A 13,422-nucleotide genomic window follows, 5' to 3' on the forward strand; every position below is an offset into this window, starting at 1 on the left:
TTTTAGTAGGAGGGACACAAATGAAAGTTCGCGATATAGGGGTATTAGGTGCGGTTATTTTAATCGTTGCAATGCTCATCATCCCTCTTCCTCCATGGATGTTAAGTTTCTTAATCGTCATTAATATTACATTAGGATTAATAGTACTGTTAACAGCAATGAGTATGAAGGAAGCCTTAGACTTTTCTATCTTTCCTTCAGTTATTTTATTGTTAACTTTGTTCCGACTCGGACTGAGTGTTTCAACAACACGTGCCATTTTAGCAAAGGGTGATGCTGGTTCTGTTGTTGAAACGTTTGGGGACTTTGTAGTCGGCGGGAATGTACTAGTTGGTTTAGTTGTATTCTTAATTCTTGTGTTAATTCAGTTTATCGTTATTACAAAAGGCGCGGAGCGTGTAGCAGAAGTTGCAGCACGTTTCACACTTGATGCGATGCCGGGTAAACAAATGAGTATTGATGCTGACTTAAATGCAGGAGTTATTTCTGAGCGGGAAGCACGTGAACGACGCGAGAAAGTAGCGGGTGAAGCTGACTTCTACGGAGCGATGGATGGTGCCACAAAATTCGTAAAAGGGGATGCCATTGCCTCAATGGTCATGGTTATTATCAACTTATTATTTGGTATCATCATCGGTGTTGTGCAGATGGGGCTTCCATTTGCAGATGCAGCAAATCATTTTTCTAAGTTAACGGTTGGGGATGGTATTGTCTCACAAATTCCCGCGCTACTGATCTCTACAGCGACAGGGATTGTTGTAACACGTGCATCCTCTAAAGGTAGTCTTGGTGAAGATATTACGGGACAGTTATTTGCTCAAGCAAAACTGCTTTATGTAGCGGGTGGAACAATACTTTTACTTGGATTTTTCACACCTATCCCTCTCTGGATAACACTTCCAATTGGTGGTTCACTAATTGCTGGTGCTTATATGATGGATCATAAGAAGCCAGAAGATGAAGAAGAATTACTTGAAATTGAGGAAGAAGTGGCAACAGACGGCATGAAGAGCCCTGAAAATGTTGTGAATTTATTAAATGTGGACCCAATCGAGTTTGAATTTGGCTATGGTTTAATACCGTTAGTAGATGCTGCTCAAGGCGGCGATTTATTAGACCGAGTCATTATGATACGTCGACAGTTAGCATTAGAATTAGGGATTGTCATTCCGGTTGTCCGTATTCGCGATAATATTCAATTACAACCAAATGAATATCGAATTAAAATAAAGGGTAATGAAATGGCGCGTGGTGAACTCCTGCTTGATCATTATTTAGCAATGAGTCCAGGAGATGATGATTCGATCGAAGGAATTGACACAGTTGAACCGTCATTTGGCCTACCTGCAAAATGGATTACTGAGCAAGTTAAAGAAGATGCCGAAATGTTTGGCTACACAGTTGTTGATCCACCAAGCGTTGTGTCAACTCATTTAACGGAAATGATTCGAGCAAATGCTTATGAATTACTCGGCCGTCAAGAGACGAAGCAGTTAATCGATCATTTACGTGAAACGCATCCAATTTTAGTTGAAGAGTTGACACCTGCTCCATTATCGACTGGGGAAATTCAAAAAGTACTAGGTAAACTTCTACGAGAAAATGTTTCAGTGCGAAACTTACCAATTATTTTTGAGACTCTAGCAGACTATGCAAAGTTAACGAGTGATACCGATATATTAACTGAGTATGTACGTCAAGCATTGGCACGCCAGATTACTTCTCAATACGTAGGGGACAGCACATCATTAAAAGTTATTACTGTCTCGGGTAAAGTAGAGAAATTGATTGCTGATAGTATTCAACAAACTGATCACGGAAATTATTTAGCGATGGATCCACAAGATTCTCAAACGATCTTAGAGACCATTGCGGCAGAAGTAGAACGCGTTTCCTTTATGGAACAATCTGCTATTATCTTATGCTCTCCAGCAGTTCGTATGTATTTACGTCAACTTACGGAGCGCTATTTCCCGCAAATTCCAGTTCTATCATACAACGAACTTGATGCTTCGGTTGAAATTCAAAGTGTTGGGGTGGTGAATGTTGAATGAAAATGAAAAAATATTATGCATCCTCCATACCAGAAGCGATGAAGCTTGTGCGTGCTGAATTAGGTGAGGACGCTGTCATTTTGAACTCAAAAGTAGTCGTTACAAAAAAGTTTTTTGGAATCATTAAAAAGAAGAGTTTTGAGGTTGTTGCAGGTATTGATTCAATGGAGCCAAGTAATGTGGCTCCAGCACCTGTTGCTTTGCCTATAACAACACCTAAATATGAAAATGCTAGATTACAAGAGATTACGAACGCTGTCCAAGCTAAAATACACCAAGTACAGCCGCAGAATGATGCGCCCTTACATGAAGAAGCTAGCATTTCTGAAGATTTGAGGAAGGAAATTGCAGATTTAAAATCTTTAATGCATTCCATGCATAAGAAGACTATCCAAGATCAATATCCAGATGAACTCTTATCCTTCATTGAATACTTAAGACAGCAGGAGCTAAGTGAGGAGCTCATCACAACGATTGGTGATGAGCTTTTTACGCATGTCAAAGAAGCGTCAGACATCAATTTTTCTCAATGTAAGATGATTACGAAAAGCTTATTGCGCAAAGCGCTAGAGGATCTCCCAGTCGGAGGTATATCCTATGAAAAAAAATATATTAATGTTTTAGGACCAACAGGTGTCGGAAAGACTACGACAATTGCTAAAATGGCTGCGAGAGCAGTTTTAGAAAAAAAGAAAAAAGTAGGATTTATTACGACAGATACTTACCGTATCGCCGCAATCGAGCAATTAAAAACATATGCTGGACTGTTACAGGCTCCTGTCGAAATTGCCTATAATGCAACAGATTTTGAACAAGCAATCCACCGATTGGCCCATTTAGATATAGTGTTTATAGATACAGCAGGCCGCAATTATAAAGAGGTAAAATATGTAGACGATTTACAGCGTCTTATTAAATTCGATGATCAAGCAGAGTCCTTCTTAGTACTTGCGATGACAACAAAAGAAAAGGACATGGCAAACATTATCGAGCAATTTAAGCAATTACCAATTGAAAAATTCATTTTTACAAAGATTGATGAAACAAATTCTATTGGCACAATGATTAATTTAATGATTAAATATAATAAAGGACTTGCTTACTATACGAATGGTCAAGAAGTACCAGAAGATATTGAAGAAGCTGATCTAGAAGCAGTACTAAATTTATTTTTTCAAGGTGAGGAAAAATGAGAGACCAAGCTGAAACATTACGCTTGAAAATGTTGAAACAGCAGGGTGAATTAGGTAGGGCAATTGCGGTTGTGAGCGGCAAAGGTGGGGTTGGTAAAAGTAACTTCACGACGAATTTTGCCATTACATTGGCCAATAAAGGGAAAAAAGTTGTCATCGTTGATATGGATATTGGTATGGGTAATATCAATATTTTAATCGGAAAAAATGTTTCTAATAGTTTAAAAGATTACTTGGGAGGGAATAAGTTACTGGACGAGGTAATATTTGAAGGCCCTTACAATTTAAGGTATATTTCAGGTGGGTCTGGTATGTCGGGCGTCTTAGAATGGTCAGAGGAAATGTTTGAACGACTCGTTCATGCATTTGAGCAACTTCAACAGAGCTTTGATTACATTTTGTTCGATATGGGAGCAGGAGCTACTAATTGGTCATTAGATTTATTAACCTCTATAGATGAAATCATTGTTTTATCAACGGCAGAGCCAACATCTATAACAGACGCTTATTCAATGATGAAATATATTCATATGCGAGATGCGGACAAGCAATTTTATGTACTCTGTAACCGCGCCTATAGTAAAGAAGAAGGAATGGAAACTAATGAGCGACTAAAGCATACCATGGAACGTTTTTTGGACAAAGAGGTTACGATATTAGGCTCATTACCTGAAGATTCTGCTGTGCGTAAGGCTGTGCGTGAGCAGGTGCCTTTTTCAATTGCCTATCCAGACGCACTTATTACAAAGACACTTCAACTTATAGTGGCGCGTTTTATGGAACATCGTGTGGAAGAAGTTCATGCACATGATCAGTCAACGGGTAAATTCTTAACTAAATTAAGAAATATTTTTTCGAAAGGACGTGATTAATTGGACTTTTTACATAAAAGCAAGCTACTAGTTGTTGATGATTCCGCTTTTATGAGAAAGCTAATTAGTGACTTTTTTGTTGGCAACTCGAAGGTTGAAGTAGTTGGAACAGCACGAAATGGGAAAGATGCGATAAAAAAGATACAAACATTGCAGCCAACAGTTGTGACGATGGATATTGAGATGCCTGAAATGAATGGGCTAGATGCTTTAAAAGAAATAATGACTGAATGTCCAGTACCTGTTATTATGCTCTCAAGTACAACTCAACGAGGAGCAGAAAATGCCTTAACAGCAATTGAATTTGGGGCAGTAGATTTTGTCGCAAAGCCGAGCGGAACAATTTCTCTAGATTTACATAAAATCCAAACTGAACTTGTCCACAAGGTTGAACAAGCATCATTGGTACCTATTTCAAAATTAAAGAAACCTTCTGGTAGTAAAAGACAACAAGTACAGACATTACAAACGAGTATCACTAGAAGAAATTCACTTAGTGAAGGCAGAGTGACTCCTTCCGTCAATGTTTTTCCGACAAGGGCAGAGCTATCAAAGCCACATGTTGAATGGAGTAAAGTAGGTAGGAAAATTGTACTGATAGGTACCTCCACAGGCGGGCCTAGAGCTTTACAAGAAGTAATTACAAAAATCCCAAAATCAATTCAAGCACCCATTTTAATTGTCCAGCATATGCCGGCTGGATTTACGAAATCTCTTGCGAATCGTCTCGATCAATTGAGTGAGATTACCGTAAGAGAAGCTGAGCAAGGAGATATTCTCCAAAATGGAGTGGCGTATATTGCACCTGGTGGGTATCATTTAAAACTTAGAAAAGTAGGTACCTCCTTTGGTATAGTCCTAGATAATAATGAGCCACCTAGATCTGGACATCGTCCTTCTGTAGATGTGATGTTTGAAGATGTGAGCCGATTTAAAGATTTTGATAAAGTGGCAGTTATTATGACGGGTATGGGCCATGACGGCTCTAACGGACTAAAAGCACTAAAAAGTACTGGGAATGTGATGGCAATTGCTGAGTCAGCTGAAACTTGCATAGTGTATGGTATGCCGAAAGCGGCAGTGGAAACACAGCTTGTCGATGAAGTAGCAGATGTAGATGATATTGCACAAACAATAATGAAATATTTGCCTTAAAGGGGTGTCCTCTTATGGAAGTCAATCAATATTTAGAGATGTTTATTGAAGAAAGTAAAGACCATTTACAAGCGTGTAGTGAACATTTATTAGAACTAGAAAAAAATCCAGATGATTTGGCGATTGTCGGAGAAATTTTCCGCTCTGCGCATACATTAAAAGGTATGTCTGCGACAATGGGCTTTGAAGATTTAGCAGATTTAACTCATAAAATGGAAAATGTGTTGGATGCGATCCGAAACGAGAAAATCCATGTAACTCCTGAAATTCTAGATGTTGTTTTTGAGTCTGTAGATCATCTAGAAGAAATGGTGATGGACATTGCGAATGGCGGAGATGGAAAACGTGATGTATCTTCAACTGTTGCTCAATTAAAGCGTATTGAATTAGGTGAGGAAGCGATTTCTGAAGTGGTAGGAACTACTGAGACACCAACTACTGCCGTGGCAAGTGCATTAGAGTATGACGGCTTTGAGCAAACAGTTATTTCACAATCTGCTGAGCAAGGTTTCAATGCATTCGAAATTTCAGTGAAATTACGTGAGGACTGTCTTTTAAAAGCAGCACGAGTATTTATGGTGTTTGAGATTTTAGAAAAAGATGGGGAAGTTATTAAATCTAGTCCATCTGTAGAAAAGCTTGAAGACGAACAGTTCGATCAACAATTTTACGTAGCTTTTGTCACAAAAGAATCTGCTGAAGATATGCAGAAAAAGATTATGAAAGTTTCAGAAGTCGAAGAAGTGATTGTCGCCGCTATTGAGCCAAATCAACATAGTGAAACAGCACAAGCAATTCAAGAAGTAGCAGCAACGGCAACTGTAGAAGTGGCTGTCCCTGAAAAAAATCCTGCAGCACCTAAGCCTGCAACAGCTGCGGCTCCAGCTAAGGCTGATAAAAGCCATGCGCCGGTTGGTAATAAAACAATTCGTGTGAATATCGAGCGACTTGATATATTAATGAATCTATTTGAAGAGCTTGTTATCGATCGAGGGCGACTACAATCTATTGCAACAGAGGTTAACCATGGAGAGTTAAATGAAACAGTAGAGCGCATGAGCCGCGTCATGGGTGACTTACAAACGATTATTTTAACGATGCGTATGGTTCCGGTTGAAACAGTATTCAATCGCTTCCCGAAAATGATTCGTCAGTTATCTCGTGATCTAAACAAGAAAATTAACCTTGAAATTATTGGTGCTGAAACAGAACTAGATCGTACAGTAATCGATGAAATTGGGGATCCACTTGTTCATTTAATTCGTAACTCTGTTGACCACGGTATAGAAAATCCTACAGCTCGCCTTGCAAAAGGTAAACCAGAAGAAGGAACAGTTGTATTGCGTGCTTACCATAGTGGTAACTATGTCTTCATTGAAATTGAAGATGATGGAGCAGGCATTAACCGTGAAAAAGTACTAGCGAAAGCCATTTCTAAAGGTATCGTTACACAAGAACAATCATATTCGATGTCAGATAAGCAAATTAATGAGCTTATTTTGGCCTCAGGGTTCTCAACGGCAGATGTTATTTCTGACGTATCAGGCCGAGGTGTTGGATTAGATGTTGTGAAAACAACAATCGAATCATTGGGTGGAAATATTTCAATTGAATCTACACAAGATGTAGGCTCAGTATTCTCGATTCAATTACCACTGACATTATCGATTATTTCTGTCATGCTAGTAGAAATCGAAAAAGAAATTTATGCAATTCCACTTTCATCAATTATTGAAACTTCAATTATCCGTTCATCAGAAATTATGAATGCGCATAATCAAAAAGTAATCGACTTCCGTGGCAAAGTAGTACCACTAGTATTCTTAGAAGAAATCTTTGAGGTACCTCGCAAAGAACCTCAGGGTGACGAATTCCATTCAGTGGTCATCGTTCGAAAAGGTGAGAAACTTGCTGGTTTAGTTGTGGATTCATTCATTGGCCAACAAGAAATTGTGCTGAAATCATTAGGAAATTACTTAACGAATATCTTTGCAATTTCAGGTGCAACAATTTTGGGTAACGGGAAAGTAGCCTTAATTGTGGATTGTAACGCACTTATTAAATAAGGTGAATGAATAAGAGAGGTGTAAACAATGACAAACGCAGTGGAACAAGAAAGTATTAAAGTAATTGTTTTTCAACTAGCAGATAAAGAATATGCGATTCCGGTGTCACATGTACAAGGAATTGAAAAACTAATGCATATTACACGTGTACCGAAAACGGAAAAATACGTAAAAGGTGTTATTAACCTACGCGGTGTCGTAACGCCAATTGTTGATTTACGTGAACGATTTGACTTACCGATCTCTGAGCATGAAGAAACAACACGCATAATCATTATTTCATTAGAAGATATGGAAGTAGGTTTCGTAGTTGACTCTGCAAATGATGTGTTAGATATCCCAGCTGACTCAATTGAACCACAGCCCGAAGTAGTAGGCTCACTGGAAGAAGAGTTTATTTCAGGAGTAGCAAAAATAGATAAACGATTATTAATTTTATTGCATTTAGAGAAAGTATTAAATCCACTAAAGTAGGGATCGATAATGACATATAATCAAAAGATTACATCACTACATTTAGACGTATTAAAGGAAATTGGTAATATAGGTGCTGCGCATGCTGCGACAGCACTTTCCAATTTACTTAGTAAAAAAATTGATATGCGAGTACCAAAGGTTGAAATGGTGTCATTTAATGACATGATGGAGCTTGCAGGAGGATCTGAAAATGTCGTAGTGGGCATCTATCTACGCATTGAAGGTGATGCTGAAGGTAGTATGTTCTTTATCCTCCCAATTGAACAAGCAAATCGTTTTATCCGTCGTCTCATATTTGATGAAACATTCGACTTTAAAAAACAACCTGTTTCAGAGTTAGGGTTATCAGCTATGCAGGAAATGGGTAATATTTTATCCGGCTCTTATTTATCGGCATTATCTGACTTTACGAGTTTAAAAATTTATCCAACAGTGCCAGGACTAAGTGTTGACATGTTTGGCGCCATCATTAGTATTGGCTTGATTGAATTATCACACGTTAGCGATAATGTTATCGTCATAAATACATCCATTTTTGAAGACGGTGTAGAGGATCAAGAAACAGTAAGAGGTCATTTCTTCTTATTACCAGATCCAGACTCATTTGATGCTATTTTTAAAGCATTAGGAGTTTCGTAGATGATACTAAACGGTAGTGATGGGCAAGTTATAAAAGTCGGAATTGCACAAATGGATGTAGTAAAGTTACCAAATACGATAAGAACATCAGGTCTTGGGTCTTGTGTAGGTGTTATTTTATATGATGAATCAAAAAAAATGGCTGGTTTAATACATGTGATGTTGCCAGATTCGAGTTTAGGTAGACAAGAGTCAATAAATGTGGCTAAATTTGCTGACACTGGCATTGCGGCAATGATTGACTTATTGAAGTTAGAAGGCGTCCAAAAATTCAAGCTAAAGGCAAAAATTGCGGGTGGTGCGCAAATGTTTCAATTCACTTCAGATAAAGACTCTATGCGCATCGGCCCACGTAATGTAGAAGCTGTAAAGCATGAGCTAAAGCGTCATGGAATTCGTTTAGTTGCCGAAGACACAGGCGGCAATAGTGGTAGAACAATTGAATTTAATCCTGCGACGTCGACATTACATATTCGAACGGTTAACCAAGGAGTGAGCGAAATATAATGTTTGGTTCTATTTTTTATAACCTATGGGGAGCGTTATTCGCCTTTTCTATATATTTTTTTAGTACATTTCAAAAACCCTATACACCACTACGTATTATCATAGGGTCATTTGTGGCGGGAATAATTATGTTCTTCGTCATGTATATTGTAAGATTTTTAATTGCCTACGTTTTATTCACACCAGAGGGTGATGAAGAAGTCGTTGAAGGTGAGCATGAAGAAAACGAATCTGACAATCCAGGGGAAGAAAATCAAGAAACACCGACGGCTAACTCAACCGTTGAGTTTCAAGATGAAAGCTCGGAAGAAATTGCTCAGGCTGTACGAACGATGATGAATCGTGAGGCTGATCAACAATTAAATAATGCTTAAAAAAGGGAGTCGCGCGTAGGTAGCGGCTCTTTTTTATAGTTAACTTGATTCTTTTGCAAATTCTTAATTTTAGAGTGTCTTAACGAGTCTTGACTATATCCAAACTAAAAAATGCCGACACATAAATGTAAAGAATCTGTGATAGAGTAGGAGAAACAAATGAAATTATAGTCGATTCTTGTTATAATATAGGAAAGAATTAGATGGGTTTTTATGTTAGGAGCTCATGGCTAGTAACGCTTTGTTGCTCTCAACGAATTAACATTTAAGCAAGTGTTTTCGTAGCGAAAGTGAAACGACAGCTACAAATGTTTTTTGTATTGATAAAACATCAAGGTAATACAGTGGCAAACAGGCGCGTAAATGCGTTTTTCTTAGAGAGGTGGATTACATGACACAACCAATTCTGAACGATGAACAAAAGCTGTGGAACCGCTGGATAAATGAACGTGATCCAGATGCTGGTGATTTGCTTATAAAAAAATATATTTCGCTAGTATCTTATCATGTGCAACGCATTGGTGCGAGCTTACCCAAGAGTGTATCGCGAGACGATTTAATGAGCTTAGGTATGCTAGGTCTGTTTGACGCGTTGAATAAATTTGATATTAATAGAGACTTGAAATTTGATACATATGCTTCTTTTAGAGTAAGAGGAGCCATTATTGATGGTTTACGTAAGGAAGATTGGTTGCCGCGTTCAGCACGTGAAAAGGCGAAAAAGTTAGATGCACAGATTGAGCAGTTAGAACAAAAATATATGCGTCATGTAACACCTGAGGATCTTGCGGAACATATGGCTTTACCTGTTGAGGAAGTTTACCAAACTGTACAGGAACATTTCTTTTCAAATGTTCTTTCCATTAATGAGCAGCAAGATCAAGAGGAGACTGATGGAAAGTCATTTGTTATTCGTGATGATACGACTAAGACACCTGAGCAAGCTGTCATTAAGTCAGAACTGCTTGGGGATTTAGCGGAAAATATCCAAAAGCTTAATGACAAGGAGCAGCTAGTGCTTAGTTTGTTTTATACTGAGGAATTAACACTAACAGAAATTGGAGAGATGCTTGAATTATCTACATCACGCATTTCACAAATCCACTCTAAGGCGTTATTAAAGCTACGGAAATTATTATCAAATGAAATGATTAATGCATAATAATCCTTATATACATATCGTTGAAGGAGGGGTCTTATGAGTTTAAAGGGTGTCGAACTACAAATAGCTATTCCCAAAACATTTGAAGCAGGAAAAATGGCTGATCAGGCACAACAACAAACTTTGGCTCAGCAAGCACATGCAAATGAAGCGTTAAAAAAAGAAGTAGAACGCAAGCAAAAAGTTGTGAATACTTCAGAGGGTATGGATGGGATTAGTGAAGATGAAGAAGCAGAGGGCGAGTATATAAAAGGTACTCGAAAAAAGAAAAATAAGGATAACGAGAAGCGGGAAACGCAGGCGCAGCATCCGTTTAAAGGGAATTTCGTGGATTTTAGTGGATAGGAGTTTACTATGACAATCATACTAATTGCGGTTCTATTTATTTTACAGCTAATTTCATTTTATTTCCTTATCATATTAAATACGAAGCTAGCAAAATTTAAGGACTTAGAAAAAAAACAGGAACGCTTAATGCGTGAAATGGATGACACCATCAGTGTCTATTTAGCTGAGATGAAAGATGAAAATGATCGCCTCATTCAAGAGCTGCAAAGAGTTTCAAAGTCTGAAACTCAAACGAATGCTGTGAAAAAGGAAGAACAGATGGTGGAGCAGGAGCAACCACCTTCTCTGGCAAAAGAAGAAAGCACAATAGAAGGTTCTATTAGTCTAGATCATGAACCGCGTATTTATGTGCCCAAAAATATCGTAGCCAATGCTTATTCACGTCAGCAGCAAACTGGAGTTAAAGCTGAAGCTAAGGTGGTACATTCGGCCCAACAACCAACGGAGACAACCGAAAAAGAAGAAGCTAAACCATTAACATTGGAACAGCAAGCTATTGAATTAGCGAAACAAGGTAAAACATCAGAAGAAATTGCTAAACAACTTCAAAAGGGAAAAACAGAAATCGAGCTTTTATTGAAATTTCATAACTAAAAGAGTTGCGAATGGGCTAAAGCTATGATATAGTTGCAAATGGTGTTATTAATACACACGCGTTTTGATGTAGTAAGTGGTGCTCTAAGCTTAGGGTAGCTTGTTGCAAATGATAAATGCGGAGGATAAAAACCAAACATACTAGGAGGAAATACACATGTCAGTAATTTCTATGAAACAATTACTTGAAGCTGGTGTACATTTCGGTCACCAAACTCGTCGTTGGAACCCAAAAATGAAGAAATATATCTTCGTTGAGCGTAACGGGATCTACATCATCGACTTACAAAAAACTGTTAAAAAATTAGAGGAAGCTTATGACTTCATGCGTCAAGTTGGTCAAGACGGTGGTAAAGTTCTTTTCGTTGGTACGAAAAAACAAGCACAAGAAGCGATCAAAGATGAAGCTGAACGTTCAGGCAACTACTACATCAACCAACGTTGGTTAGGTGGTACTCTTACAAACTTCGGTACTATTCAAAAACGTGTTGCACGTATGAAAGCAATCGAAAAAATGGAAGAAGACGGAACTTTTGAAGTTCTACCTAAAAAAGAAGTAATCCAACTTAAAAAAGAACACGAACGTCTAATCAAATTCTTAGGCGGTATCCGTGATATGCACGCTCTTCCAGACGTAATGTTCGTGGTTGACCCACGTAAAGAACGCATTGCTGTTGCAGAAGCTATTAAATTAAACATCCCTCTAGTAGGTATTGTTGATACAAACTGTGATCCAGATGAAATCGACTACGTAATCCCTGCTAATGATGATGCTATTCGCGCTGTTAAACTTTTAACTGCTAAAATGGCTGACGCTTTAATCGAGTCAAAACAAGGTGAAGAAGAAGCTCCAGCTGTAGAAGCTGCTGCTGAGTAATTCACGTTTACAAAAAGGTGATAAGTGGCTCAGGACCCTTATCACCTTTTTTAGAACCTATCACTAAAATTTGTACAACCAATTTGAGGAGGAAACACTAAATGGCAAACATTACTGCACAATTAGTAAAAGAATTACGTGAAAAAACTGGCGCTGGAATGATGGATTGTAAAAAAGCGTTAGTACAAACTGATGGCGATTTAGATGCTGCAATCGATTTCCTACGTGAAAAAGGTCTTTCTTCAGCTGCTAAAAAAGCTGACCGCATCGCTGCAGAGGGTACAACTTACATCTTAGAACAAGGTAACGAAGCAATTATTCTTGAAGTAAATGCTGAAACTGACTTCGTTTCTAAAAACGATAAATTCCAAGTATTAGTTGCTTCTCTAGCTGAACAATTACTTGCTGCTAAACCTGCATCAATTGAAGCTGCACTAGAGCTTGCAAATGCTGAAGGTGTAAAAATTGTTGACCAAATTTCATCAGCAATTGCAACAATCGGTGAAAAAATTACTCTTCGTCGTTTCGAAGTGAAAACAAAAACTGATGCAGATGCATTCGGTTCTTACTTACACATGGGCGGCCGCATCGGTGTATTAGTTACTTTAGAAGGTTCTACAGATGCTTCTGCTGCTAAAGATGTTGCTATGCATATCGCAGCTATTAACCCTACTTATGTTTCTCGCGATGAAGTTTCTGCTGAAGAAGTTGAACGTGAGCGTAAAGTATTAACTGAACAAGCTCTTAACGAAGGTAAACCAGAAAACATTGTAGCGAAAATGGTTGAAGGTCGTCTTGGCAAATACTTCGAAGATGTTTGCTTACTTGACCAAACATTCGTTAAAAACTCAGATCAAAAAGTACGTGCTTTCGTTGCTTCAACTGGCGGTTCAGTAAACGGCTTCGTACGTTATGCTGTTGGTGAAGGTATCGAAAAACGTGAAGACAACTTCGCTGAAGAAGTAATGAGCCAAGTTAAAGGTAACTAATTTAGCTTGCATTTGATCCTAATCAAATAATATCTAGATTTTCTAGAAAAAAATGGGGAACACAACATAACGTGTTCCCTATTTTTCCGAAATTAGCGAAAAAAAGATATAATTG

The 13,422-nt window shown here is 38.2% G+C and carries 14 protein-coding genes; all 14 read left to right on the forward strand.

What is annotated here, in order from left to right; all coding sequences use genetic code 11:
- The first annotated feature begins 20 nt into the window (after positions 1-20).
- Positions 21-2,054, forward strand: coding sequence for a flagellar biosynthesis protein FlhA (gene flhA / locus ACQKMI_RS08695; RefSeq protein ID WP_323645143.1), 2,034 nt, complete (start codon positions 21-23; stop codon positions 2,052-2,054).
- On the forward strand, positions 2,051-3,247 hold the full coding sequence (gene flhF / locus ACQKMI_RS08700) for a flagellar biosynthesis protein FlhF (protein WP_427488169.1): 1,197 nt from the start codon (positions 2,051-2,053) through the stop codon (positions 3,245-3,247). Before flhA ends, flhF begins: the two co-directional genes overlap by 4 nt.
- A complete protein-coding gene (locus ACQKMI_RS08705; protein WP_427488170.1) occupies positions 3,244-4,119 on the forward strand; it encodes a MinD/ParA family protein in 876 nt (291 codons plus the stop codon). Before flhF ends, ACQKMI_RS08705 begins: the two co-directional genes overlap by 4 nt.
- Entirely contained in the window at positions 4,120-5,274 is a 1,155-nt protein-coding gene (locus ACQKMI_RS08710; RefSeq protein WP_427488171.1) for a protein-glutamate methylesterase/protein-glutamine glutaminase, read from the forward strand.
- A gap of 14 nt (positions 5,275-5,288) precedes the next feature.
- On the forward strand, positions 5,289-7,340 hold the full coding sequence (locus ACQKMI_RS08715; RefSeq protein WP_427488172.1) for a chemotaxis protein CheW: 2,052 nt from the start codon (positions 5,289-5,291) through the stop codon (positions 7,338-7,340).
- Positions 7,341-7,367: 27 nt separating this feature from the next.
- Positions 7,368-7,814 carry a chemotaxis protein CheW gene (locus ACQKMI_RS08720; protein WP_323645137.1) on the forward strand — a complete coding sequence of 149 codons (447 nt, stop codon included), beginning with the start codon at positions 7,368-7,370 and terminating at the stop codon, positions 7,812-7,814.
- 9 nt (positions 7,815-7,823) lie between these two features.
- Entirely contained in the window at positions 7,824-8,456 is a 633-nt protein-coding gene (locus tag ACQKMI_RS08725) for a chemotaxis protein CheC (RefSeq protein WP_427488173.1), read from the forward strand.
- Positions 8,457-8,963 (forward strand): chemotaxis protein CheD, encoded by a 507-nt coding sequence (locus tag ACQKMI_RS08730; RefSeq protein WP_427488174.1) that lies wholly within the window; start codon positions 8,457-8,459, stop codon positions 8,961-8,963.
- Positions 8,963-9,337 (forward strand): hypothetical protein, encoded by a 375-nt coding sequence (locus ACQKMI_RS08735; RefSeq protein ID WP_427488175.1) that lies wholly within the window; start codon positions 8,963-8,965, stop codon positions 9,335-9,337. Before ACQKMI_RS08730 ends, ACQKMI_RS08735 begins: the two co-directional genes overlap by 1 nt.
- Positions 9,338-9,728: 391 nt before the next feature.
- The gene (locus tag ACQKMI_RS08740) at positions 9,729-10,499 is read left to right on the forward strand and encodes a FliA/WhiG family RNA polymerase sigma factor (protein ID WP_323645134.1); all 771 of its coding nucleotides are present in this window, start codon (positions 9,729-9,731) and stop codon (positions 10,497-10,499) included.
- Positions 10,500-10,535: 36 nt separating this feature from the next.
- Positions 10,536-10,844, forward strand: coding sequence for an RNA polymerase subunit sigma (locus tag ACQKMI_RS08745; RefSeq protein WP_323645133.1), 309 nt, complete (start codon positions 10,536-10,538; stop codon positions 10,842-10,844).
- Positions 10,845-10,853: 9 nt separating this feature from the next.
- Positions 10,854-11,441: a hypothetical protein gene (locus tag ACQKMI_RS08750; protein ID WP_427488176.1), complete on the forward strand. Its 588-nt coding sequence runs from the start codon at positions 10,854-10,856 to the stop codon at positions 11,439-11,441.
- A gap of 157 nt (positions 11,442-11,598) precedes the next feature.
- Positions 11,599-12,318 carry a 30S ribosomal protein S2 gene (gene rpsB / locus ACQKMI_RS08755; protein WP_049668466.1) on the forward strand — a complete coding sequence of 240 codons (720 nt, stop codon included), beginning with the start codon at positions 11,599-11,601 and terminating at the stop codon, positions 12,316-12,318.
- A 101-nt stretch (positions 12,319-12,419) separates the two neighbouring features.
- Complete coding sequence (gene tsf, locus ACQKMI_RS08760) at positions 12,420-13,307, forward strand: translation elongation factor Ts (RefSeq protein WP_427488177.1); 888 nt, start codon at positions 12,420-12,422, stop codon at positions 13,305-13,307.
- Positions 13,308-13,422: the final 115 nt, after the last annotated feature.

Origin of the sequence: Lysinibacillus sp. NPDC097214, assembly GCF_050277945.1 — a bacterium.
Taxonomy (GTDB): Bacteria; Bacillota; Bacilli; order Bacillales_A; family Planococcaceae; genus Lysinibacillus; species Lysinibacillus xylanilyticus_B.